This is a genomic window from Streptomyces sp. bgisy130 (assembly GCF_057708345.1).
Window position 1 is genome coordinate 161,579 of record NZ_JBYISA010000005.1, and the last position, 23,766, is coordinate 185,344.

General features: G+C 70.4%; 23 protein-coding genes. 10 read left to right on the forward strand and 13 right to left on the reverse strand.

Annotated features, from left to right (window positions below; genetic code table 11):
• The first annotated feature begins 121 nt into the window (after nt 1-121).
• The 5 genes from AC3EUV_RS09650 (at nt 122) to AC3EUV_RS09670 (ending at nt 4,549) form a co-directional block, all read left to right on the forward strand.
• Nucleotides 122-1,381: an ABC transporter substrate-binding protein gene (locus AC3EUV_RS09650; RefSeq protein WP_432141654.1), complete on the forward strand. Its 1,260-nt coding sequence runs from the start codon at nt 122-124 to the stop codon at nt 1,379-1,381.
• Nucleotides 1,382-1,482: 101 nt separating this feature from the next.
• A complete protein-coding gene (locus AC3EUV_RS09655; RefSeq protein ID WP_432141784.1) occupies nt 1,483-2,391 on the forward strand; it encodes a carbohydrate ABC transporter permease in 909 nt (302 codons plus the stop codon).
• A gap of 24 nt (nt 2,392-2,415) precedes the next feature.
• On the forward strand, nt 2,416-3,252 hold the full coding sequence (locus AC3EUV_RS09660) for a carbohydrate ABC transporter permease (protein WP_432141653.1): 837 nt from the start codon (nt 2,416-2,418) through the stop codon (nt 3,250-3,252).
• A 40-nt stretch (nt 3,253-3,292) separates the two neighbouring features.
• Nucleotides 3,293-3,433 (forward strand): hypothetical protein, encoded by a 141-nt coding sequence (locus AC3EUV_RS09665; RefSeq protein ID WP_158092687.1) that lies wholly within the window; start codon nt 3,293-3,295, stop codon nt 3,431-3,433.
• A 210-nt stretch (nt 3,434-3,643) separates the two neighbouring features.
• On the forward strand, nt 3,644-4,549 hold the full coding sequence (locus AC3EUV_RS09670) for a TauD/TfdA dioxygenase family protein (RefSeq protein WP_435602694.1): 906 nt from the start codon (nt 3,644-3,646) through the stop codon (nt 4,547-4,549).
• Between the two features lie 75 nt (nt 4,550-4,624).
• On the opposite strand, the gene AC3EUV_RS09675 is transcribed toward AC3EUV_RS09670, so the two are convergent.
• Complete coding sequence (locus AC3EUV_RS09675) at nt 4,625-5,470, reverse strand: ArsR/SmtB family transcription factor (protein WP_432141652.1); 846 nt, start codon at nt 5,468-5,470, stop codon at nt 4,625-4,627.
• 555 nt (nt 5,471-6,025) lie between these two features.
• Here AC3EUV_RS09675 and AC3EUV_RS09680 point away from each other — a divergent pair.
• The gene (locus AC3EUV_RS09680) at nt 6,026-6,235 is read left to right on the forward strand and encodes a hypothetical protein (RefSeq protein ID WP_432141651.1); all 210 of its coding nucleotides are present in this window, start codon (nt 6,026-6,028) and stop codon (nt 6,233-6,235) included.
• A 148-nt stretch (nt 6,236-6,383) separates the two neighbouring features.
• Here AC3EUV_RS09680 and ppdK read toward each other — a convergent pair whose 3' ends face one another.
• The 4 genes from ppdK to dusB form a co-directional block, all read right to left on the reverse strand.
• Nucleotides 6,384-9,164, reverse strand: coding sequence for a pyruvate, phosphate dikinase (ppdK, locus tag AC3EUV_RS09685; RefSeq protein WP_432141782.1), 2,781 nt, complete (start codon nt 9,162-9,164; stop codon nt 6,384-6,386).
• Nucleotides 9,165-9,471: 307 nt separating this feature from the next.
• Complete coding sequence (locus tag AC3EUV_RS09690; protein ID WP_435602652.1) at nt 9,472-10,176, reverse strand: type 1 glutamine amidotransferase; 705 nt, start codon at nt 10,174-10,176, stop codon at nt 9,472-9,474.
• Between the two features lie 113 nt (nt 10,177-10,289).
• Nucleotides 10,290-10,862: a MarR family winged helix-turn-helix transcriptional regulator gene (locus AC3EUV_RS09695; RefSeq protein ID WP_435602653.1), complete on the reverse strand. Its 573-nt coding sequence runs from the start codon at nt 10,860-10,862 to the stop codon at nt 10,290-10,292.
• A gap of 248 nt (nt 10,863-11,110) precedes the next feature.
• On the reverse strand, nt 11,111-12,283 hold the full coding sequence (gene dusB, locus AC3EUV_RS09700; protein ID WP_435602654.1) for a tRNA dihydrouridine synthase DusB: 1,173 nt from the start codon (nt 12,281-12,283) through the stop codon (nt 11,111-11,113).
• 153 nt (nt 12,284-12,436) lie between these two features.
• Here dusB and AC3EUV_RS09705 point away from each other — a divergent pair, with 153 nt between their 5' ends.
• Entirely contained in the window at nt 12,437-13,891 is a 1,455-nt protein-coding gene (locus AC3EUV_RS09705; protein ID WP_432141647.1) for an MFS transporter, read from the forward strand.
• Nucleotides 13,892-13,934: 43 nt separating this feature from the next.
• Here the strand turns inward: AC3EUV_RS09705 and AC3EUV_RS09710 are convergent, their stop codons facing one another.
• On the reverse strand, nt 13,935-14,213 hold the full coding sequence (locus AC3EUV_RS09710; RefSeq protein ID WP_432141646.1) for a hypothetical protein: 279 nt from the start codon (nt 14,211-14,213) through the stop codon (nt 13,935-13,937).
• Between the two features lie 180 nt (nt 14,214-14,393).
• Entirely contained in the window at nt 14,394-15,317 is a 924-nt protein-coding gene (locus AC3EUV_RS09715) for a helix-turn-helix transcriptional regulator (RefSeq protein WP_432141645.1), read from the reverse strand.
• Nucleotides 15,318-15,439: 122 nt separating this feature from the next.
• Here AC3EUV_RS09715 and AC3EUV_RS09720 point away from each other — a divergent pair, with 122 nt between their 5' ends.
• From AC3EUV_RS09720 to AC3EUV_RS09730, 3 genes are all read left to right on the forward strand, one after another.
• Nucleotides 15,440-16,954 carry an MFS transporter gene (locus AC3EUV_RS09720; protein ID WP_432141781.1) on the forward strand — a complete coding sequence of 505 codons (1,515 nt, stop codon included), beginning with the start codon at nt 15,440-15,442 and terminating at the stop codon, nt 16,952-16,954.
• A 181-nt stretch (nt 16,955-17,135) separates the two neighbouring features.
• Nucleotides 17,136-18,140: an aldo/keto reductase gene (locus AC3EUV_RS09725; protein WP_435602655.1), complete on the forward strand. Its 1,005-nt coding sequence runs from the start codon at nt 17,136-17,138 to the stop codon at nt 18,138-18,140.
• 240 nt (nt 18,141-18,380) lie between these two features.
• On the forward strand, nt 18,381-18,968 hold the full coding sequence (locus AC3EUV_RS09730) for a TetR/AcrR family transcriptional regulator (RefSeq protein ID WP_432141643.1): 588 nt from the start codon (nt 18,381-18,383) through the stop codon (nt 18,966-18,968).
• 66 nt (nt 18,969-19,034) lie between these two features.
• Here AC3EUV_RS09730 and AC3EUV_RS09735 read toward each other — a convergent pair whose 3' ends face one another.
• From AC3EUV_RS09735 to AC3EUV_RS09760, 6 genes are all read right to left on the reverse strand, one after another.
• On the reverse strand, nt 19,035-19,535 hold the full coding sequence (locus AC3EUV_RS09735; RefSeq protein WP_432141642.1) for an anthrone oxygenase family protein: 501 nt from the start codon (nt 19,533-19,535) through the stop codon (nt 19,035-19,037).
• Nucleotides 19,536-19,640: 105 nt separating this feature from the next.
• Nucleotides 19,641-20,003: a winged helix-turn-helix transcriptional regulator gene (locus tag AC3EUV_RS09740; protein ID WP_432141641.1), complete on the reverse strand. Its 363-nt coding sequence runs from the start codon at nt 20,001-20,003 to the stop codon at nt 19,641-19,643.
• A gap of 110 nt (nt 20,004-20,113) precedes the next feature.
• Entirely contained in the window at nt 20,114-20,317 is a 204-nt protein-coding gene (locus tag AC3EUV_RS09745; RefSeq protein ID WP_432141640.1) for an SCO3870 family protein, read from the reverse strand.
• Nucleotides 20,318-20,620: 303 nt separating this feature from the next.
• A complete protein-coding gene (locus tag AC3EUV_RS09750; protein ID WP_432141639.1) occupies nt 20,621-21,706 on the reverse strand; it encodes an endonuclease/exonuclease/phosphatase family protein in 1,086 nt (361 codons plus the stop codon).
• 142 nt (nt 21,707-21,848) lie between these two features.
• Complete coding sequence (locus tag AC3EUV_RS09755) at nt 21,849-22,487, reverse strand: response regulator (protein WP_432141780.1); 639 nt, start codon at nt 22,485-22,487, stop codon at nt 21,849-21,851.
• Nucleotides 22,488-22,495: 8 nt separating this feature from the next.
• Nucleotides 22,496-23,722: a sensor histidine kinase gene (locus tag AC3EUV_RS09760; RefSeq protein WP_435602656.1), complete on the reverse strand. Its 1,227-nt coding sequence runs from the start codon at nt 23,720-23,722 to the stop codon at nt 22,496-22,498.
• Between the last annotated feature and the right edge of the window lie 44 nt (nt 23,723-23,766).

The window sequence follows — 23,766 nt, forward strand, 5'->3', positions numbered from 1 at the left end:
ATCGGTGATCGACCATAACCATGACGTGACAAGCGCACGGGGCGATGCGTCGTGCGCGACGTGGCAACCGCACGAGGCGGCATGTCGTGCGGAACGTGACGAGCGCAGGGGGCGACGTGGCATGACGGAGATCAACAGGCGGCGGTTGTTGGCGGCTGGTGGTGGGGTCGCGCTTGCCGCGGGGCTGGCGACGGCGTGTGGGTCCAATACCGGGCGGGGAGGCGGGGGTTCGGGGGCGGAGATCAGGCAGTGGTATCACCAGTACGGGGAGCCGGGGGCCGAGCGGGCCGTGAAGCGGTATGCGGCCGCGTACCGGAAGGCGGATGTCTCGGTGCAGTGGCGGCCGGGGGATTATGACCGGCAGACGGCGGCGGCGCTGCTGACCGACTCGGGGCCGGATGTCTTCGAGGTCAATGGGCCGCTGCTGGAGCAGATTCAGGGCGGGCAGGTGGTCGATCTGACCGATGTCGTCGAGCCGGTCAAGGATGACTTCCACCAGGCCGCGCTGGCGCCGAAGATCTGGCAGGACAAGGTCTGGGGCATCCCGCAGGTCGTGGACATGCAGCTGCTCTACTACCGCAAGAGCCTGCTGAGGGAGGCCGGGGTCCGGCCGCCGCAGACGCTCGATGAGCTGGTGGACGGGGCGAAGAAGCTCAGTAACAAGAAGGCCAAGGGGCTGTTCCTGGGGAACGACGGCGGGGTCGGGGTGCTCGGCGGGACGCCGTTGTTCGCGGCCGGGCTGAGTCTGGTCGATGCGGACGGCAGGGCCGGGTTCGACGATCCGGCCGCGGCGCGGGCGCTGGGGAAGATCCGGCAGCTGTACGCGGACAAGTCGTTGCTGCTGGGGGCGCCCACGGACTGGTCCGATCCGGCCGCGTTCATCCAGGGCCTGACCGCGATGCAGTGGTCGGGGCTGTGGGCGCTGCCGCAGATCAAGAAGGCGCTGGGGGACGACTTCGGGGTGCTGCCGTTCCCGAAGGACGGAAGCGGCGGGAAGCCGTCCGTTCAGGTGGGCGCCTATGGCTCGGCGGTCAGTGCCCGGAGCAAGCGCAAGGCGGAGGCGAAGGCCTTCGCGAAGTGGCTGTGGGTGGACCGCACCGACTTCCAGCAGGATTTCGCGCTGTCGTACGGGTTCCACATCCCGGCCCGGATCTCGCTGGCGAAGAAGGCCGAGCAGCTGCGGGAGGGGCCGGCGGCGGATGCGGTCCGCTTCGCGACCGAGCACGGTTATGCGGAGCCGCTGTTGTGGACGACCGCGGACCGTACCACCTATCAGGACGCGCTGAGCCGGATCATCAAGGACGGCGCCAACCCGGAGAGTGAGCTGAGGACCGTGGTGCGCAAGGTCAACGCCGAGCTTCAGCGGGTCAGGAAGAAGTGACGGCGGGAGGGAGCGGAGGGGCGGTCGGGGTCAAGGACGAGCCGGTCCGCCGCCGGGCGGCGGTCGCGCCGGCTGCCGGGCGTCCTTCGCTCGGTGTCCGGCTGCTCGGGCAGCAGCGGCGGAATCTGTGGTTCTGGGCCTTCGTCGGGCCGTTCGCCCTCGGTCTGGGGCTGTTCACCTACGTGCCATTGGTGTGGAGCGTCTATCTGAGCTTCTTCGACGCGCACAACACGGTGAGTCCGTCCGGCGCGGATTTCGTCGGGCTGGGCAACTACGGCGCGATGCTCAGCGATGCGTCCTTCCTCGGCAGTCTGGGGACGTTTCTGCTGTTCACGGCGTTCATCGTGCCGGCGACCTATGTGCTGTCGCTGGCCCTTGCGCTGATGGTCAACCGGCTGCGGTTCGCCCGGGCGTTCTTCCGGTCGGTGTTCTTTCTGCCGACGGCCTGCTCGTATGTCGTCGCGGCGGTGATCTGGAAGCTGTCGATCTTCAACGGGGTGCGGTTCGGGCTGGCCAACACCGTGCTGGGGTGGTTCGGGGCGGACCGGACCGCCTGGCTGTCGACGACCGAACCACCCTGGTACTGGCTGGTCATCGTGACCGTACGGCTGTGGTTGCAGGCCGGGTTCTACATGATCCTGTTCCTGGCCGGGCTCCAGCGGATCTCGCCGCAGCTGTACGAGGCGGCGGCGGTGGACGGGGCGCGGCCCGGATGGCAGACCTTCCGGTACATCACCTTTCCGCAGTTGCGGGCCACATCGGTGGCGGTGGTGCTGCTGTTGGTAATCAACGCGTTCCAGGCGTTCGACGAGTTCTACAACCTGCTGAGCGATGCGCGCGGCTATCCGCCGTACGCCCGGCCGCCGTTGGTCTACCTCTACTACACGGCGCTGGGCCGGGATCAGAACCTCGGGCTGGGCAGCGCGGGTGCGGTGATCCTGGCGCTGATCATCGCGGTGGCGACGGTGGTGCAGGCCCGCTGGCTCGGCCTCGGTCGCAAGGAGGAGTGAGTGGGGGATGGAGGAGTGAACGGGATGGACGATGCGCTGACAAGGGCCGGGCGGGCGCTACGGGTGGTGCTGCTGGTGGCCCTGGCGCTGCTGTTCCTGGTGCCGTTCTATCTGCTGGTGCGGAACGGGCTGGCGACCGAACAGGACATCACCGCGCCCGACTGGACGTTCTTCCCACGGGTGCTTCAGTGGTCGAACCTGACCGAGGTCTTCCAGGACCCGAACCTGCCGCTGGGGCGGGCGCTGCTCAACTCCACGCTGATCGCCGTGTCGACGACCGCCGGTACGGTACTGCTGGCCTCGCTCGCCGGGTACGGCCTGGCCCGGATCCCGTACCGGCACGCCGATGTCGTCTTCTACGCGATCCTGGGGACGCTGATGGTCCCGGCGGCCGTGACATTCGTGCCGAGCTTTGTGCTGGTGTCATCGCTCGGATGGATCTCCACGCTGCGCGGGCTGGTCATTCCGACGCTGTTCAGCGCGTTCGCCTGCTTCATCTTCCGGCAGTATTTCCTGGGCTTCCCACGGGAGCTGGAGGACGCGGCGCGGGTCGACGGGCTCGGCTACTGGCGGACGTACTGGCGCATCGTGGTGCCCAACGCCCGCCCGGTCTTCGCCGCCGTCGGCACGATCGTGTTCATCGGCGCCTGGAACGCGTTCCTGTGGCCGCTGGTGATCGGGCAGGACCAGGAGGCATGGACGGTGCAGGTGGCGCTGTCGACGTTCACCACCGCGCAGAACCTCAATCTGCATGAGCTGTTCGTGGCCGCGGCGGTCTCGATCGCCCCGCTGGTGGTGGTGTTCCTGGTGCTCCAGCGGTACATCGTCGCGGGGGTGGAGCGCAGTGGGATCGATGACTGACGCATTGAGGACACCTGGCTGAGGCGGTACGGTGCGTGGCATGAGCACGCACCTGGACGTCCGTGAGGCGGAGCCGCGCGACCGCGGCCCCCACGGCGAGTGCGCGCCCCGCGGCCTGAGCTTTCTGCGCCGCCGCGGCCGGGTGGGCTCTCCCCCGGCCGGTTGTTCCTGTACGTCCTGACGGCTCCGTGAGCTGAGCTCCGGCCGCCGGTCATCCGCGTGCCGGGCCCACCGGCGCCCCCGGCGACTCTCCCGTAACCCACCGCACCCCACCGGCACCCTGCCCTCTCCTTCTCCCCTCCAGGAGGATCAGTTGACGGCTCGCACCGACTCCGCCGCTCCCGCCCCGGCCACCACTTCCGCCCCTCCCACCCCTTCCGCCCCTCCCGCCCTGCGCCCCCACCGCATCCCCGCCGACGGGCTGTACGAAGGGCCCCGTCTGCTGCGCCGGACCCCCGACGGCTGGGACGACCGGCCCTACGAGCGCTTCGAGGTCGTGCCGCAGGCGGCCACCATCGGGGCCGAAATCCGTGGGCTGGACCTGTCCCGGCCACTGTCCGCGGAGCTGCGTACGGAGCTGAACCGGGCGCTGCTGGAGTGGAAGGTGCTGTTCTTCCGCGGGCAGCGGCTGAGCTCCCGGGAACAGCGGGAATTCGCCAGGAATTGGGGCGAGCTGGAGACCAATCCGCTGCTGGCCCGGGGTGATTCGAAGGACGTGGTGCGGTTCGACAAGGCGGCCGGCGGGGTCCCGACGTTCGAAAATGTATGGCACACGGATGTGACGTTCCGGGAACGTCCGGCGATGGGCGCGGTGTTGCAGCTGCGTGAGGTACCGCCCGCCGGCGGGGACACGATGTGGGCCGATATGGCGGCGGCATACGACAATTTGCCGTCGGAAATCCGGGCACGGATCAATGAGGCGCGGGCGGTGCACGACTATCTCCCGGGCTTCGCGCGCTTCTACTCCCCCGCTCAACTGGCGCCATTTCAGGAGGAGTTCCCTCCGGTTGCGCATCCGGTGGTGCGCCGGCACCCGGAGACGGGGCGGCGGATGCTGTTCGTCAACGCATCCTTCACCACCCACATCGTGGGGCTCGGCCGGGCGGCGAGCGACCGGTTGCTGCGGCTGTTGTTCCAGCAGGCGCAGGTGCCGGAGTTCCAGGTGCGCTGGCGCTGGCAGCCGGGGGATCTCGCGTTCTGGGACAACCGCGCCACCCAGCACTACGCGGTGAACGACTACGGGACGCACCGCCGGGTCGCCGAACGGGTCGCCATCGCGGGCGACCGCCCCTTCTGACCGCGGGGACGCCGCCGGCGGAAGTCCGTCCCTCCCGCACCCGCCCGGCACCCGGCACGGCGTCCCCGGCGCCCCTCACCGGAGCCGCTCGTACGCCGCCTCCTCCGCCGGGCGTGCGCCGCGCAGCAGGGCCGCGCCCAGCGGGGTGAGGGTGTGCAGCACCGCGTTGCCCTGCCGCAGGGTGAGCAGCAGACCGGCGTCGCGGAGCACCGTCGCATGCTGGCTGGCGGAGGCCAGCGAGACATCGGCGCGCCGGGCGAGTTCGCTGGTGGTGCAGCCGACACCGATCCGCTGGAGTATCGCGGAGCGGGTCTGGCCGACCAGCCGGCCCAGGGAGCGCTCCGGCGGGACCTGGGGCGTGAGCCGGGGCGCGGGATGCTCGACGGGGTAGACCAGGACGGGCGTCAGCTCCGGGTTGTGGAAGGTGACGGGGGTGCGGCGGCAGAAGTACGACGGCAGCAGCAACAGCCCCCGGCCGTTGAGGTGCAGATCGCGGTCCACCGGATAGTCGGCCTCCAGGACCGGCGGGCGCCAGCGCATCATCGGCGGGAGCGAGGCGAGCAGCCGGTCCGCGCCGCCGTCGAGCAGTGCCCGGCCGCGGGCCGCCCGGTCGGCCTCTATGCGGCCCTGGACGCGCGCCCAGTACGGGGCGACGGCCGCCTCGTAATAGCGCTGGAGTATGCCGGCGAGCCGGCCCAGCGCACGGGTGTCACCGTCGGCCATCGCCCGTATCCAGGACGGGAACGGGCGGGCGGCAGTGGAGAGCCGGGCGAGCTCGGCACCCAGCCGGGAGGCGGGCGTCTCCCGCAGGGCGGCGAGCGCGTCGGTCATCCCGAGGAGCCCTTCGGCGGGCGTCAGGAAATCGGGAAAATAGCCGCGAGTGGGCACCAGCGGCGCCAGCAGCCGCGCTTCGCCATTCAACCTTCCCCGTGTTTCCGATCGCCATTTGCCGAACGCCGAATCGTCCCGTCTGTCACGTAGCCGATGAAAGCTTAAGACGGTCTCCCACAGTGCGTCCGGGCGTGCCGCAATGCGCACACGGGCCAGATCGAGTCCACTGAAATGGACGCGTAACACCGAACCCCCACCCCTGGTTTCCTCAGTCGGCCCCCGGCACGCCTGAGTATGCACGCCAACACGCGCGGTCACCATGCCCTTTTGGCCAGACTTGAAAGTGGTCGCGCCACCAGGGGGCCGGAAGGAATGCTGTACTCAATTCAACGGCGGCGCGAACGGACCGGGTTGCTCGATCCCGTGGGGGGTGATGGGCACACCACCGGCCGCTCGGCAGCCCCGTTGAAGGCCGCCTTCCCGCGCCGACCGGGGTGGCGGCAGCTCCCGAGGGGGGAGTCCGGAGAAAACGAGGGCGGCACCTCCGCACAGGTGCCGCTCTCGTCGGACCGGGCAGGAGCACGAGGGCCCTATCGCCCCGCTCCACCGGATGCACCCTCGGGGACACGGGGGCAGGCTGGAGTCATGGCCGAGCACCCGCCCGTCATCGTGCATCCGCCGTCGCCCACCGGTGGCCGGCGCGTCACGATCGAGGGCGAGATCCTCGGCCTCGCGTACAGCAGCGTCGATCTTCTGGAGTTTCTGCGCCGGGCCGGTCTGGACACCGATGTGGTGTCGCTGGACGACCGCGACCTGATCGAGTGGCGGGGCGGCGGCCACAACGTCTGGATGTGACGAAGGGCGGCACCTCCGCACAGGTGCCGCCCTCGTCGGGGTGCCGGAGCCGGCGTCAGGCCGGTGAGGGTGAGGTGCCGTGGCACCGGCTCCGGTGGGCTGTCCCGGGGCCGCGGACGCGCCTGGCGCCCGCGGTACCCCGGTGGGGTCAGCGGCTGTCGCTGCCCTTGGACTCGGCGGCCGCCCGGCCCGCCTCCAGCCGTGCGACCGGGATACGGAACGGGGAGCAGGAGACGTAGTCCAGGCCCACTTCGTGGAAGAAGTGGACGGACTCCGGGTCACCGCCGTGCTCGCCGCAGACCCCGAGCTTGAGGTCGGGGCGGGTGGCGCGGCCGGCCGCGGCGGCGTTGCGGACCAGGGAGCCCACGCCGTCCTTGTCGATGGTCTCGAACGGGCTGACGCCGAAGATGCCCTTCTCCAGGTAGGCGGTGAAGAAGCTGGCCTCGACGTCGTCGCGGCTGAAGCCCCAGACCGTCTGCGTCAGGTCGTTCGTACCGAAGGAGAAGAAGTCCGCCGACTCCGCGATCTGACCGGCCGTAAGGGCGGCGCGGGGCAGCTCGATCATCGTGCCGAGGGTGAGCCGGAGGCTGACGCCGTGGGCCTTCTCGACCTCGGCGATGACCTGCTCGGCCTCCTCGCGGACGATCTCCAGCTCCTGGACGGTGCCGACCAGCGGAATCATGATCTCCGCGCGCGGGTCGCCCTTGGCGTTCTTGCGCTCGGCGGCCGCCTCGGCGATCGCGCGCACCTGCATCGCGAACAGACCGGGGATGACCAGGCCGAGGCGTACGCCGCGCAGACCCAGCATCGGGTTCTGCTCGTGCAGCTTGTGCACGGCCTGGAGCAGGCGCAGGTCGTTCTCGTTGGCGTCCTTGCGGGCCTCGGCGAGCGCGACCCGCACCGACAGCTCGGTGATGTCGGGCAGGAACTCGTGCAGCGGCGGGTCCAGCAGCCGGACGGTCACCGGCAGCCCGTCCATCGACTCGAACAGCTCGATGAAGTCGGCCTTCTGGAGCGGCAGCAGCTGGCTGAGCGCGGCGTCCCGGTCGGTCTCGGTGTCGGCCAGGATCAGGCGCTCGACCATCTCGCGGCGCTCACCGAGGAACATGTGCTCGGTGCGGCACAGGCCGATGCCCTGGGCGCCGAACCGGCGGGCGCGCGCGGCGTCCTCGGCGTTGTCGGCGTTGGCCCGTACGCGCAGCCGGCGCACCCGGTCCGCGTACGCCATGATCCGGTGGACGGCCTTGACCAGCTCGTCGGCGTCCTCGGCACCGGCGTGCATCCGGCCCTCGAAGTACTCCACGACCGGGGAGGGCACGACCGGCACCTCGCCGGCGTAGACCTTGCCGGTGGAGCCGTCGATGGAGACGACGTCGCCCTCCTCGATGACGATCCCGTCCTGGGTCGTCATCCGGCGGGCCTTGGTGTCGACCTCCAGCTCCTCGGCGCCGCAGACACAGGTCTTGCCCATGCCGCGGGCGACGACGGCGGCGTGCGAGGTCTTGCCGCCGCGGGAGGTGAGGATGCCCTCGGCGGCGATCATGCCGTTGAGGTCGTCGGGGTTGGTCTCCCGGCGGATCAGGATGACCTTCTCGCCGGAGCGCGACCACTTGACGGCGGTGTACGAGTCGAAGACGGCCTTGCCGACCGCCGCGCCCGGGGAGGCGGCGATACCGCGGCCGATCATCTCGGACTTCGCGCCGAGGTCGAAGCGGGGGAACATCAGCTGCGCCAGCTGCGCGCCGTTGACCCGCTGGAGGGCCTCGGCCTCGTCGATCAGGCCCTGGTCGACAAGCTGGGTGGCGATCCGGAAGGCGGCACCGGCGGTGCGCTTGCCGACCCGGGTCTGGAGCATCCACAGCTTGCCGCGCTCAATGGTGAACTCGATGTCGCACAGGTCCTTGTAGTGCGTTTCGAGCGTCTCCATGATCTGCATCAGCTGGTCGTACGACGCCTTGTCGATCTGCTCCAGGTCCGCGAGCGGGACCGTGTTGCGGATACCGGCGACGACGTCCTCGCCCTGCGCGTTCTGGAGGTAGTCGCCGTAGACGCCCTGGTGGCCGCTGGCGGGGTCGCGGGTGAAGGCGACACCGGTGCCGGAGTCGGGGCCGAGGTTGCCGAAGACCATGGAGCAGACGTTGACCGCGGTGCCGAGGTCGCCGGGGATGCGCTCCTGGCGGCGGTAGAGCTTGGCGCGGTCGGTGTTCCACGAGTCGAAGACCGCGCGCACCGCGAGGTCCATCTGCTCGCGCGGCTCCTGCGGGAAGTCGCGGCCGGTCTCCTTGGCGACGATGTCCTTGAAGTGCGCGACCAGGCTCTGGAGGTCGGCGGCGTCGAGGTCGATGTCGACGCGGACACCCTTGGCCTGCTTGGCCTCCTCCAGCGCCTCCTCGAAGAGCTCGCCGTCGACGCCCAGCACGGTCTTGCCGAACATCTGGATGAGGCGGCGGTAGGAGTCCCACGCGAACCGCTCGTCGCCGGCCTGCGCGGCGAGGCCGGAAACCGACGCATCGGAGAGGCCGATGTTGAGGACGGTGTCCATCATGCCGGGCATGGAGAACTTCGCCCCGGAACGCACCGATACGAGCAGCGGGTCGTCGGCCTGGCCGAGCTTCTTCCCCATCTTCTGCTCAAGGGCGTCGAGGTGCTGCGAGACCTCGGCACGCAGTGCCGCGGGCTCGGTGCCGCTGTCCAGGTAGACCTTGCAGGCTTCAGTAGTGATCGTGAAGCCGGGAGGGACCGGAAGCCCCAGGTTGGTCATCTCGGCGAGGTTCGCGCCCTTGCCGCCTAGCAGGTCCTTGAGCTCCTTGTTGCCCTCGGTGAAGTCGTAGACGAACTTCGCGACCGAAGGCTGCGTTACGTGGGGATCTTGTGTTTCCGGCACGGCACTGACTCCTCGCCGACGGGCTGCCCTGACGGCGAGGAACATACCCAGATCGAAGGCGTATGGGTACGTCCACTTGGTCGACATACCTGCGTAACCAGTCGTCCGCCACCAGATCGAAAGTGATCACGCGTTTGGACGATGCTTCATTACCTGAATGCATCACTGCGCTACGCAGTCATGGATAGGTTCTATGCTACGCACTGCAACGAATGGCTTAATCAGTCGAACACATGATGCGTGGCACCCGGTGCCACCATTGGAGAGATAGAACCCCACTCACACTGCTCATCTGAGCGCCACCCCTATCAGGGGTGGCGAGAATCACGCGCTCATGTGTGACCGGGTTCCATCATTTGGACCCACTCGTGGCTATGTGATCAAGGAAAGCGTCCACCAACGCGCGGGCACGCGCGCGGACGGCAGGGAGATCTGCCCGCAATTCGGCCACCAGCCGCTCCGGGTCGACGCCCACCTCGGCCGCGATCGCCGTCCCGTCCTCGTCGAACCACGCCTGGAGCACCTCCGGCGTCAGCTCCGGATGGAACTGCACGCCCCAGGAGCGGCCGCAGACGAAGGCCTGCGAGGCGACGTCATTGCGCGCCAGCTCCCGGGCGCCCGGCGGCAACAGCCAGCGGTCCCCGTGGAACTGGAACCAGGGGCCCGGCCCGACCAGCTCCGGGGCGTCAGTCGTGAGGCGGCTCCAGCCCAGCTCGAAGCGCGGGGCGGCCTCGATGTCCCCGCCGAGCGCGGTGGCCAGCGCCTGGCCGCCGAAGCAGATACCGAGCACCGGGACCCCGGCCCGGTGCGCCGCGCGCAGCAGGGCCAGTTCCGCCTCGATCCAGGCGTTCCTCCGCGCCACCGACCACGGAGCACCGAGCGTCAGGATCAGGCCATAGTCCTCGGCCGCCGGGAACGCCACGTCGACGTCCGGAGTTGTATACCGCTCGGCCGGCACGACGAGCAGTTCGTCGAGCTCATAGCCCCGTTCGGCCAGCCGCTCGCCCACATGGCCCGCGGTGGACAGATGGTCGTGAACGATGACCAAGGCACGCATGCCGGTCACTCCCCTCCCTTTGGCGGGGCCGCCCGGACCCCGGGTGCGGACGCTCCGTTTGGGCTCAAACTTCAGTATCACCCGGGGGCCGCCCGACGCGACGGGTCCCTCTTCTACCTCTTCGCCCGGCGTCCGCTCCGCCGCGGGCGGGGGTCCTGGCCGTCCAGCAGCTCCAGCCGCCGCTCCTCGCCCCGGGTCTCGACCTGCGCCACGACCCGGCCCAGCAGCTCCGCCAGGTCCAGCGCCTCGTCATCGCTCAACCCCTCGGTGACGAAGACCTCTTCGGCGTGGAACTCCGGGAAGACCCGGGCCATCAGCCGCTCGCCCTCGGGCGTGAGCGCGAGCAGGGCGAGCCGTCCGTCGGTCGGATGGTCCTTGCGCTCCAGCAGGCCGCGGCTCTGGAGGGTGCGGGCGACGCCGGTGAGCGTCCCCTTGGAGATCCCGGCGTCCTCGGCGACCCGGCGGGTCTCCCGCTCGCCCCCGATCCACACCACCCACAGCACCACGAAGGAGGTCCAGGTCAGCTCGACGCCGCGCAGTACGGAGTTCTCGAAGTGCTGCCGTACGGCCGCCGCGGCGCGGTAGAGGTGTGCGACCGCGGCCATCCGCTCGTGGTGCACGGGGGTGTCCCCGAGCTTGGCCTGTACGTCCTTCTCCGTGTCCCCGGTGGAACGGTGCCCGCTCACCACAGCGACTCCCTCGGCCGGTCCGTCGGTTCCGCCCACCGTCTGCCGGACCTCGTGGGCGGCCGTACGAGCTGCCGCAAAACGCCCGTACGGGATCAAACGATAGCGCCGTACGGTGCCGTTGGGCCCCGACCGCGCGCCGACACGCCCCAGGGGTACACGGGTGCCGTAGGCCGGACGGCGGCCTCCAGGCCACGGGGCTCGTGCGGGGAGCCGTGCGCCGGAGCAGCCGGAGCGGCCGCCGGGGGTCAGCCGCCCGAGGTGTCCAGCTCCGCGCCCGCGTCCACGCCCGCGCAGTCGTACGGGTCGTCCAGCCAGCCGTCCGGCAGCACGACGCGGTTGCGGCCCGACGTACGGCCGCGCGGGCCGTCCGCGCCCGCCGGCCACGGCTGGTCCAGGTCCAGCTCCGACAGCAGCGCGTCCAGTTCGTCGAGGGAGGAGGTCACCGCGAGGCCGCGGCGCATCTCGGAGCCGATCGAGAAGCCCTTGGTGTACCAGGCGACATGCTTACGGAAGTCGATCACGCCGCGCGTCTCGTCACCGATCCACTCGCCGAGGAGGGTGGCGTGCCGCAGCATGACGGCGGCGACCTCCTTCAGCGTCGGCTGGGCGCCCGCCCGTCGCCCGCCACCACCCTCCTGTGGAAGCGCTTCGCGCCCTGGTTCTGTGCCCTCAAAAGCGGCGACCAGGTCCCCGAACAGCCACGGCCGCCCGAGGCAGCCGCGCCCCACGACCACGCCGTCGCAGCCGGTCTCCCGCATCATCCGCCGGGCGTCCTCGGCCGACCAGATGTCGCCGTTGCCGAGCACCGGGATCTCCGGGACATGCTCCTTGAGGCGGGCGATGGCGTCCCAGTCGGCGGTGCCGCCGTAGTGCTGGGCCGCGGTGCGGCCGTGCAGCGCGATCGCCGTGATGCCTTCTTCGGCCGCGGTCCGGCCCGCGTCGAGGTAGGTGATGTGGTCGTCGTCGATGCCCTTGCGCATCTTCATCGTCACCGGCAGGGCGCCCGCGTTCGCCACCGCCTCCCGCAGGATCGAGCGCAGCAGGTTCCGCTTGTACGGGAGCGCCGAGCCGCCGCCCTTGCGGGTCACCTTCGGGACCGGGCAGCCGAAGTTCAGATCGATGTGGTCGGCGAGATTCTCCTCCGCGATCATGCGGACGGCCTTGCCGACGGTGTCCGGGTCGACGCCGTACAGCTGGATCGAGCGCGGCTTCTCGGTCTCGTCGAAGTGGATCAGCTGCATGGTCTTCTCATTGCGCTCGACCAGCGCCCGCGTCGTGATCATCTCGCTGACGAACAGGCCCTTGCCGCCGCTGAACTCCCGGCACAGCGTCCGGAACGGGGCATTGGTGATCCCGGCCATCGGCGCGAGGACCACGGGCGGCTGCACCGCGTGCGGACCGATCTGGAGCAGAGTCATGGCGGCGATACCTTCGGCTTTCTTCGGCTTCCGTTGGCGGGGCGGGCGGGCCGCGGCCGTACGGGGCACCGGCCGCTGCGACCTCCTATTGTCCCGCACCGCGCGAGTGGCCCCGTCAGGGCCGGGGACGGCGGATCGCTGTAGCGTTCAAGAATGCCTGAGCTGAGTCGTCGACGGCGTCTCCTGGTGCTGGCGATCTGCTGTATGAGCCTGCTGATCGTCAGCCTCGACAACACCATCCTCAATGTCGCGCTGCCGTCCATCCAGCACGATCTGCACGCCACGGTCGCCGGCATGCAGTGGACGATCGACGCCTACACCCTGGTCCTGGCGGCGCTGCTGATGCTGGCCGGCTCCACCGCCGACCGGCTCGGGCGGCGCCGGGTCTTCGTGGTCGGCCTGGTGGTCTTCGCGGCCGGCTCGCTGCTGTGCAGCCTGGCGCCGAGCCTGGAGTGGCTGGTGGTCTTCCGGATGGTGCAGGCGGTCGGCGGCTCGATGCTCAACCCCGTCGCGATGTCGATCATCACCAACACCTTCACCGAGCCGCGGGAGCGGGCCCGGGCGATCGGGGTGTGGGGCGGCGTCGTCGGCATCAGCATGGCTGCCGGGCCGGTGATCGGCGGGCTGCTGGTGCAGAGCGTCGGCTGGCGCTCGATCTTCTGGATCAACGTCCCGATCGGCGCCCTCGCGCTCTTCCTGACCCTGCGCTACGTCCCCGAATCGCGCGCCCCCAGGCCGCGCCGCGTCGACCCGGTCGGCCAGCTGCTGGTGATCGGGGTGCTCGGCTCGCTGACGTACGCGATCATCGAGGCCCCGGACGCCGGCTGGGCGTCCCCGGAGATCCTGGCCTTCGTCATGGTCGCGCTGGCCTCGCTGGCCGGGCTGGTCGGCTATGAGCGGCGCCGCCGGGAACCCCTGATCGACCTGCGGTTCTTCCACAGCGCGCCGTTCAGCGGGGCCACGGTCGTGGCGGTCTGCGCCTTTGCCGCGCTGGCCGGCTTCCTCTTCATCAACACGCTGTATCTCCAGAACATCCGCGGCCTGTCCGCTTTGGACGCCGGTCTCTACATGCTCCCCATGGCCGGGATGACGCTGATCTTCGCGCCGCTGTCGGGACGGCTGGTCGGCAGCCGGGGGCCGCGGCTCTCCCTGCTCCTGGCCGGTGCGGCGATGGGGGCCAGCGGAGTGCTCTTCGCGGCGTTCGACGCCCAGTCGGCGGACCCGCTGATGTTCACCGGCTACGTCCTGTTCGGCATCGGGTTCGGCCTGGTCAACGCGCCGATCACCAACACCGCGGTGTCCGGGATGCCCCGCGCCCAGGCCGGGGTGGCCGCCGCGGTCGCCTCCACCAGCAGACAGGTTGGACAGTCGCTCGGCGTCGCGGTGATCGGCGCCGTACTGGCGAGCGGGGCGCATGCCGCCGCCACCGCGGACGCCTTCCTCGCGGCCGGCCGCCCGGCGTGGTGGATCATCGCCGGCTGCGGCGCGGCCGTCCTGCTGCTCGGCGCACTGACCACCGGCCGCTGGGCGCGGGCGACGGCCGACCGCACGGCGGCACTCTTCGAGGAAGAGGCCCCGGGGTTCCGGCCGGCGGACGCGCGGTCTTAGGCGGTGTCCCTTGGCGCTGGACGCAGGCGTGGTGCGCGGGCGCTCACTGCGCGCCCAGGAGTGCCAGCACCTTGTTGACGGCCTCGACGATCGGTACGCCGAGCGCGCCGAAGGTCGCGGCGATGCCCGCGACGGCGTACAGCGCGCGGTGGCGCTCCTGCTGCGGGACGTTCGCCTCGGCGCGGAGGGCGGGCAGCGAGTCGTCGAGGGCCGCGGCGCCCGCCTGCGGGACCTGGCCGCGCAACTCCTGGACCAGGGCGAGGAGTTCGCGGGCCTCTGCCGGCGGGTTCCACGACGGCTCCGCCGGACCTGTTGACGTCATACGAGTCCCCCTCTTCAGACCTCACCGGGCGAGATCCGGTCACCTCGCGGCAAGGAGATCTTTCCCTCTCTCCGTGCCGCACCATGCAAGAGGATTCACTGCGTCAGAGGTGCTGCCACAGAAGGAAGTTGGTTCTCTGCAAGCAGCCGTCCACGTCCCCTGAGCCCCTCGCCCGTACGGTCACACCGCCGCGAGCGCCGCCGGTTCGGCGGCCAGTTGCTCCAGCCGCTCCCGGGACATCTCGTCCACGGGCGTGTAATACAGCAGCTTGGGACCGGGGTTGGGCCCCGTCCACAGGCTGGTGGCGGTCAGCTGGAGGGCGCCCACCTGTGGATGCCGGAAGACCTTCACGGCACTGACCGGGCGGAGGACCTCGTGCTGCGCCCATATTTCACGGAACTCCGGCGAGGCCTCCATCAGCCGCGCGACCAGCGCCTTCCAGGCCGGCTCGGCGAGATGCTCGGCCATCGAGGCCCGGAACTTGGCGGCCATCACCCGCAGCGTGGCCTCCAGATCGCCGAGGCCCGCCCGCCACACGGGGTGGGTGAACGCCAGCCACATACAGTTGCGGTCCTCTTCGGGCACCGCGTCGAGATCGCACAGCAGACGGCCGTAGGTGCGGTTGTAGGCGAGGATGTCGAACCGGCTGTTCTGGACGACCGCGGGGAACGGCGTGAGCTGGTGCAGTAGTTGCCACAGCTCCCGGGTGACGCCCGTGCACTCCCTGCCGGGCATCGGATCGACCGCCCCCGCCAGCGCGAACAGATGGCTGCGCTCGGCGCGGTCGAGCAGCAGCGCACGGGCCACCGCGTCCAGGACCTGCGGCGATACATGGATGTCCCGGGCCTGTTCGAGCCAGGTGTACCAGGTGACGCCGACCGCGCCCAGGTGCGCGACCTCCTCGCGGCGCAGACCGGGCGTACGCCGGCGGGCGCCGCGCGGCAGTCCGACCTGCTCGGGTGTGATCCGCTCCCGTCGGCTGCGCAGAAAGGCGGCCAGCTCGGCCCGGCGGGCGGCGCCATCGCGCGGGGCGGTGCCGTACGGCGGGGCGGCGGCGCCACCGGGGCCTGTGGCAGGCTGCGGCAGAAGCGGGTCCACGGTCATGGGTCCAGCCTGCCGCAGGCCCGAGGCGGTTGCCAGGTAGCGCTGGTACCAGGATAAGAACACTCTGGTACCCGGTTGAGCCCTCGACGATCGTCGACTCCGTGAGCGATACCCGAGCACAGATGACCACCCGGGAAGCCCCGGCCGCGCCACTCGGCGCCCCGGCCACCGCCCCGGAGGCCGCGTTCCCGGACGCCCCGGCGACCCCGGAGGCACCGGCCGCACCCGGCCCCGCCCGACAGCCGCAGCGGACCCCGACCGTGCTGACCCCGCTCGGTCTGCTGACCGTACTGCTGGGCGCGGCCCTCCCCATGATCGACTTCTTTATCGTCAATGTCGCCCTGCCGACCATCGACCACGATCTGCACGCCGGTCCGGCGATGCTGGAGATGGTGGTGGCCGGTTACGGCGTCGCCTACGCGATGCTGCTGGTCATCGGCGGGCGGCTGGGCGACATGATCGGCCGCCGCCGGCTGTTCCTGTGGGGCCTGGCCGCCTTCGGACTGACCTCGCTGGCCTGCGGTCTGGCACCGGACGCCTGGACGCTGGTGGCCGCCCGGGTCGCCCAGGGCGCCGCGGCCGCCCTGCTGCTGCCGCAGGTACTGGCCACCATCCAGGCCACGACCACCGGCAAGCGGCGCGCCAAGGCCGTCAGCCTGTACGGCGGCACGGCCGGGGTGTCCAGCGCCGTCGGGCAGGTACTCGGCGGGCTGCTGGTCTCCGTCGACCTGGCGGGCACCGGCTGGCGCGCGGTCTTCCTGGTGAACGTCCCGATAGCCGCCGCGGCCTGGCTGCTGGCCGCCCGTACGGTCCCCGAGACCCGCTCCCCGCACCCGGCCCGGGTGGACGGCCCCGGCACCGCACTGCTCGCCGCCACCCTGATCACCCTGCTGCTGCCGCTGACCGAGGGCCGGGCGGCCGGCTGGCCCCTGTGGTCCTGGATCCTGCTGGCCGTCTTCCCCTTTGCCGCCACCGCGTTCGTGCTGTTCGAGCGCCGGGCCGAGCGTCTCGGCCGTACGCCGCTCATCCCGCCCTCACTGCTGCGCATCCCCTCCGTGAACAGCGGACTTCTCATGCTGGTGCCGTTCACGCTGGGCTTTGGCGGCTTCATGTTCGTGGTGGCGGTCGCCCTCCAAAACGGCCTGCACTTCGGCCCGTTCGCGGCCGGACTGTCGCTGGCGCCGCTGTGCGCGGCCTTCTTCCTCGCCTCGCTTGCCGGTCCGCGGCTGGTGCAGCGGTTCGGCCGGCGGGTGGTGATCGCCGGTTCGCTGATCCAGGGCACCGGGCTGGCACTGCTGGCGCTGACCGTGCACGAGGGCTGGCCCGGGATCTCGGTGGCCGGCCTCGCGCCGAGCATGGCCGTACTGGGCTTCGGTCAGGGCATGGTGATGCCGGTGGTGATGCGCATCGTGCTGAGCGAACTGCCGATGTCCCAGGCGGGCGTGGGCGGCGGCGTCATGGTCACCACCCAGCAGTCCGGCCTCGCCCTGGGCGTGGCCACCCTCGGCACCCTCTTCCTCTCGCTGCTGCCGTCCGTCGGCATCCGCGACGCCCTGCTCGCCGCGCTGCTGACGCAACTGGCGATCGTCGCGGGCACCACGCTGCTCACCCTGCGCCTGCCACGCACTGTGCGTTGAGGTGCGCTGAGGGGCTCTAGGGGCGCTGAGCTGGGCCGGGCGGGGGTCTGTGCGGCGTGACGGCTGACAGATATTGAAATCTGTCAGCCGTCATGCCATGCTGAGTGCACGGCAGCCGCTCTCCGTCCCCGTTCCGCCCTCCCTCACCCTTCACTCCCCTCATCACCTTCAGGAGCGCACAGTGCAGACCCGCACCCTGGGCACCACCGGCCCGCAGACCTCCGCCCTCGGCCTCGGCTGCATGGGCATGTCCGCCCTCTACGGCGACAGCGACCGCAGCGAATCCCTCGCCACCGTGCACGCCGCCCTCGACGCGGGCATCACCCTGCTCGACACCGGCGACTTCTACGGCATGGGGCACAACGAGCTGCTGATCAACGAAGCGCTGCGCACCGCCCCCGCGGTGGCTCGCGAAAAGGCGCAGATCAGCGTGAAGTTCGGCGCCCTGCGCACCGTCGAGGGCGGCTTCACCGGCTACGACGGCCGGCCGAACGCGGTGAAGAACTTCGCCGCCTACTCCCTCCAGCGCCTGGGCACCGACCACATCGACATCTACCGGATCGCCCGGGTCGATCCGGATGTCCCGATCGAGGAGACCGTCGGCGCCATCGCCGAACTGGTCGAGGCAGGCCATGTCCGCCACATCGGCCTGTCCGAGGTGGGCGCGCAGACCCTGCGCCGAGCCGCCACGGTGGCCCCGATCGCCGACCTCCAGATCGAGTACTCCCTCCTCTCCCGCGGCATCGAGGAGGCGATCCTGCCGACCGCCCGCGAGCTGGGCATCGGCATCACCGCCTACGGGGTCCTGTCCCGCGGCCTGATCAGCGGCCACTTCACCCGCGACCGCAAGCTCGCCGCGAATGACTTCCGGGGTATGAGCCCGCGCTTCCAGGGCGAGAACCTCGACCGCAATCTCGACCTGGTGGACGCGCTGCGCAAGATCGCCGACCAGAAGGGCGTCTCGGTCGCCCAGACCGCCATCGCCTGGGTTCTCTCGCGCGGCACGGACATCGTCCCGCTGGTCGGCGCCCGCCGCCGCGACCGGCTGTCCGAGGCCCTCGGCGCCCTGGACATCACCCTGGACGCCGACGATCTCACCGCGATCGAGCACGCCATCCCGGCCGGCGCCGCCGCCGGCGACCGCTACCCCAGCGCGCAGATGGCCCACCTGGACAGCGAGCACTGACGAAGGGGGGAGGCGGACCACTGAGCCATAGGGGCATGGCTGCCACTGGGGCATGCCGGCCACCGGGCGCACGAGCCACCGGCCATACGGCCACCGCAGCGGGTACGGGGCGCGGCCAGGTACCGTCCGTACGTACCACCGTCCCTGCTCCATCCCTCCCCGACGCCGCGCCGTCGCCGCCCGGTCCCGCCCCGTCGCCGCCGCGTGACCGTCCGCCCTCCCGAAAGGCCGACCCGCCGCATGCCGCCCGAAACGTTGACCCCAGAGCGCATCCTCGAAGCCACCGAGGAGGTGCTGCGCCGCTACGGCCCGGCCAAGGCCACGGTCGTCGATGTGGCACGGGCCCTGGGCGTCAGCCACGGCAGCGTCTACCGCCACTTCCGTACGAAGGCGGCGCTGCGGGAGGCGGTCACGGCACGCTGGCTGGACCGTACGAGCCAGGAGCTGTCGGTCATCGTCACGGCCGAAGGGCCGGCTCCGGAGCGGCTGGACCGCTGGCTGACCGCCCTCTTCGAGGCCAAGCGGCACAAAGCCGGCGACGATCCCGAACTGTTCGCCACCTACATGACGTTGATCGGAGAGAGCGGCGGCGTGGTCGAGCGCCATATCACCGACCTCGAAACCCAGCTCACCTCCATCATCGAAGCCGGCGTCAGCCAGGGCGACTTCCACACCCCCTCCCCCGCCACCACCGCCCGCGCCGTCTTCGACGCCACCGGCCGTTTCCACGACCCGTGTTACGCCCCCGAGTGGTCCCGCCCCGAGATCACCACCGACTTCGAGGCCGTCCGCGACCTGGTCCTGCGCGGCCTGCGCACGGATACCTGAGCAGGCACGCCTGCGCATGCGGGGCGGCACGCTTCAGATGCCGTCCGCCTCGCCACCGCCCGCCCGCTACACCGCCCCCGCCGTGCCGTGCAGAAAGAGGGCCCAGGCAAGGAGGCCGAAGGACGCGGTGTGAAGGAGGGCGCGGATGGTGTTCCAGGTGACCCAGCGGCGCTCGAAGGCGGCCCGGGCGGCTGCGGTGCGGTGGTCGTCTCCCGTATCGGCCTTGTCGAGGGCGTTGTTGAGCGGGACGTTGACGCCGCTGGTGACGAAGAAGCCTGCCAGGTAGAGGACCAGCGCGGCGAGAATCCAGGGCAGGGCCACCTGCCCGTGGCCGTTCCAGGCCAGAACCGTGGCGAGGACCAACAGGGGGACCGGCAGCAGAAAGGGGATCAGGAACCAGCCGTTGAGGATGGCCCGGTTGATGTGCTGCATGGCCTGGACGAAGGTGCGGTCGGCGGAGCGGGCGAGACCGGGCATCACCGCGTAGGCGAAAGCGGCGAACAGTCCGGCCATCAGGCCCGCGCCGAGCGTCGCGACCAGCAGCGTGGCGGTCTGCAAGGCCCTCATGGCTCCTCCGTATGCGATACGCGGGGGTGCGATACGCGGTGCGATCCGTGAGCTGACCCTACCGAGGGCATCCCCCGGAAACCGTCCCACCGGGAGGAGCTGCGGTCAGGGCTGTTCCCCGCCGCCCGCGCGGGAGCGCTCGGCCAGCTCCGCGGCCCACCCGTCCGACCAGCGGACGAGGGGGCGAAGGGCCCGGTGGGCGTCCTTGCCGAGGGCGGTGAGGGCGTACTGGCCCTCCGGTGTCTGCTCCACCAGGCACGCATCCACCAGTTCGAGCAGGCGTTGGCGCAGCACGCTGGAGGACATGTTGTCGCACCGCTGCTGAAGGGAGCGGAAACCCAGGGAGCCTTCCTTCAGCTCCCAGACGACGCGCAGCGTCCACCGCCGGCCGAAGAGGTCGAGCGCGGCCATGAGCGGCCGCCCCGTGGTCGAGCCACGAACGGGCCGTCCCGGTGTCGGCGATGCCATGGCGGTTCCTCCTCCGGACGTTCCCCGTTCCCCGTTCCCCGGTGACGGCGATCATCGCACGCGACGGGCGCCGGGGCAGCTGCCCCGGCGCCCGTCGGCAGCGGTGGAACTCAGTCCGAGCTCTGCTGGCGGTAGCGGACCCACGTCACGACCGTCAGGCACGCGGTGGTCCACATCACGACGCTGGCGGTGGCCACGGACTCGACGTACTGCTCATAACCATCTGCGCGCAACTGGACCGCGAGGACGCCCAGCACCGTCCCTAGCGCCGCAATCGCGGCGGACAGAGAAGCGAACGGAGGGTGCTGTCTCATGTCATCTCCTTTTGAGCTGTGAGCCGGCAGGGTGATCATCAAGTCTATGTAACACGCGCCCGCCCAGGCCCTGTTGTGTCGCGAACGACTCCAAACCCACCGCGCACGCCCACCACCTGACCGGCCGTGCTCCGCCCCGAAGCCCCGAACGCGCTCTGAGGCGGCGCAGCGGCAACTCGCCCGCCGGGCGGGCGAAACTCACCGCCGGGCGGGCGCTGCACGGCGAACTCGCCCGGGGCCTGCCCTCGGCCGGGGCCCGCCGCGCTGCCCGTGCGGCCGGGCTGCCGTGCCGCCGGGCTACCCCTACAGGTCGAGTTCGGCGACGATGGCACCGTGGTCGGAAGCCTGATCGCCGGGTCCGGTCACGTCGTCGAACGGGGTGCCGAACTCGAAGATCCCACGCCGCTCCACCTCGACCGTGTCCACCTTGGCGAACAGCTGCGGCGAGAACATCAGGTAGTCGATCTTGTCGCTGGCGTTGCACTTCCCGTGGGTACCGGGCGGCCCCTCGTAACTGCTGTGGGTCATCGCGTCCTTCAGGCTGGTGGCCTCGAGGAACGCGAGCGGCGGGCTGCCCGGGGTGTCATTGAGGTCCCCGGCGACCACGACATGGGCCGAGCGCTTGAGCGCGGCCCGGTAGAGCTGGGCGACGCGCTCGCCCTGGAGCTTGCGCTTGTCCGCGCCTCCGCCGAGCTTGCTCTTGAAGTGGTTCCCGAGGAGCCAGAGCGGTTCGCCATCGACATCGATCTCGAATTCCGGGCAGTCCCGGCTGAAGATGTCCCGGGAATCCTTCTTGTCGAAGATGTGCGAGCGTATGGAGGTGATCGGGTGCCGGCTGAAGACCCCCACGTCGATACCGCGAAGGTCGTTGCCGTCGATCAGCATGTTGAACGGATACGGCTCCACGTCGAACTGGCCGGTCAGCACCTGTTTGTTGAAGCGGTGCAGGGTGAGACGGTCCTCGACTTCGACCGTCAGCAGTATGTCGGCGTTCACCTCGGCGATCACCCTGGCGGTGTTCTTGACGGCGGCCCAGCTGAGGTCGGTCTTGACCAGCTCGACCCAGCCGACCCAGGCGTTCCGTCCCGTGACCTCGGCCCTGACCTCGATGTTCCTGCCCTCACCCTTGAGCAGCTTGGCCTGACCGCGCGGCTCGTTCACCATCATCGTCTGGGTGGAGATTTCCTGGGAGACATCGACGCTGTGCTTCTTGAGAAGCTCGATGATCTTTGTTTTGTCGTTGGCCGTATACGTGTTGTGATCGAGGATTTCGACAAGTTTCCTGAAGTCCCCGAGCACGGCGTCGCGTATGGGGTCGTTCCCGGCCCCGAAAACGACGGGCCTCCGGAAGAGATTTTCGCAGTTGAAAGTGGCTATGCGGATAGTCATCGCCCCTCCTCACCTACTTCCGATTCTCCGGCGGCGGGCCACGACTGTCGAACGGAGCAGCACCGCTCCCGGAGGAGCGCAGCTCGCGGCGTCTCACACCCCCTAAGGGCTGTCCCGTAATCCCTGGCGGAAAAGCCGCTAGCTAGGCCCCCATCCCCAGAAAACGCAGCACCGCCAGCACCCGGCGGTGATCGGCATCGGCCTTGGGCAGATCCAGCTTGGCCAGAATGTTGTTGATGTGCTTGGCGACCGCGCTCTCGCTCACCACCAGTTGTGCGGCGATGCCCGCGTTGGAACGGCCCTCGGCCATCAGCGCGAGCACATCCCGCTCGCGGGCCGTCAGCCGCTCCAGCGGATCGCTCGCCCGGCGCACCAGCAGCTGCGCGACGACCTGCGGGTCCAGCGCGGTGCCGCCGCCCGCCACCCTCCGCAACGCCTCGATGAACTCCTCGACATCCGCGACCCGCTGTTTGAGCAGATAGCCCACCCCACTGGTGTTCGTCGCCAGCAGTTCGGCCGCGTACCGCTCCTCGACGTACTGGGAGAGCATCAACACCGCAGTCTGCGGCCGCTCCTGACGGATCGCCAACGCAGCGCGCACCCCCTCATCCGTGAAACCGGGCGGCATCCGCACATCCACCACCGCCAGATCCGGCCGGTGCTCCTCGACCGCCGCCAGCAGCCCCGGCCCGTCCCCCGCCTCGGCCGCCACCTCGAACCCGGCCATCTCCACCACCTTGACCAGCCCGATCCGCAGCAGAACGGAGTCCTCGGCGATCACGGCACGCCTCACATCGGGCACGGCAGCTCCACGCTCATCATGGTCGGGCCCCCCACGGGGCTGCTCATCCGGAAGGTTCCGTCCACGGAGCGCACGCGCTGGGCGAGCCCCTTCAGACCGCTCCCCTTGGACGGATCGGCGCCGCCCATACCGTCGTCGGCGATCACCACCCGCAGTATCTCGCCGAGCCGGGTGACCGTCACGTCCGCCCGGGTCGCCTCCCGTGCGTGCTTGGCGACATTCGTCAGCGCCTCGGAGACGACGAAGTAGGCGACGGCTTCGACGGCCGGTGCGGTCCGCTGCGGCAGCTCTGCCGGCAGATCCACCCGCAGCCGTACGGGGAGCGGCGCGCGGGCCGCGAGCCCCGACAGCGCGGCGTCCAGCCCCAGTTCGTCCAGAACGGCCGGGTGGAGGCCGCGCACCAGATTGTTGAGCTCCTCGATCGCGTCCTTCGCCTCGCGGTGCGCGGCATCGATGACCTCCTGCGCCTCCGCCGGCAGATCCGTGAGGGTGGCCTTGGCGAGCCCGAGGTTCAGCGCGAGGGAGACCAGCCGCTGTTGTGCGCCGTCATGCAGATCCCGCTCGATGCGCCGCCGTTCGGCGTCGGCGGCGTCCACCGCACCGGCCCGGCTCTCGGTCAGGTCCTCGACCCGCCGCGCCAGCTCGTCGGACCGGCTCACCCCCAGCACCGCCCGCCCGACCAGGATCTCCAGCCGCACCAGCCCCGCCGCCAGTGGGGGCACCGCGGCGAGCGCCACCAGCCCCAGCACGGTGAGATAGGTGGCCGTAGTGCTGTAGCCGGGGTGCTCGATGCGCCATTGCGCCGGCGTGAGCCACACCCACACCAGAACCAGTACCGCGGCCAGCGCCGTCAACACCAGCCCCAGCAGCAGGACTTCCAGCACGCCGAGCAGCGGGCCCACCAGCCAGTTGTAGCCCAACTGCCGTTTGCCCGCTGTGAACCGCAGCCGCGGCAGCTCGACCCCGCACAGCGCCCGGAACCGCCACCGCTGCGCCTCGGTGAAGCCGTACCCGGCAATGACCAGCAGGGTCAGCGGGGCCGTCAGCACTACAGGGGCGTTGGGGGAACTCCCGGTCACCGTGTCGGCCAGCAGGGACAGCGCCCACCAGGACAGCAGCATCGGGACGACATGCAGCGGCACCCCGGCGGCGGCGAAGGTGAGGTCGCGCCGCATACGGACGAGGGCCCGGCGCTGCCGGGGCGGGATGGTCATGATCACACCGTATGGGGCCGGTAATGCGGCAGCCATGACAGCAG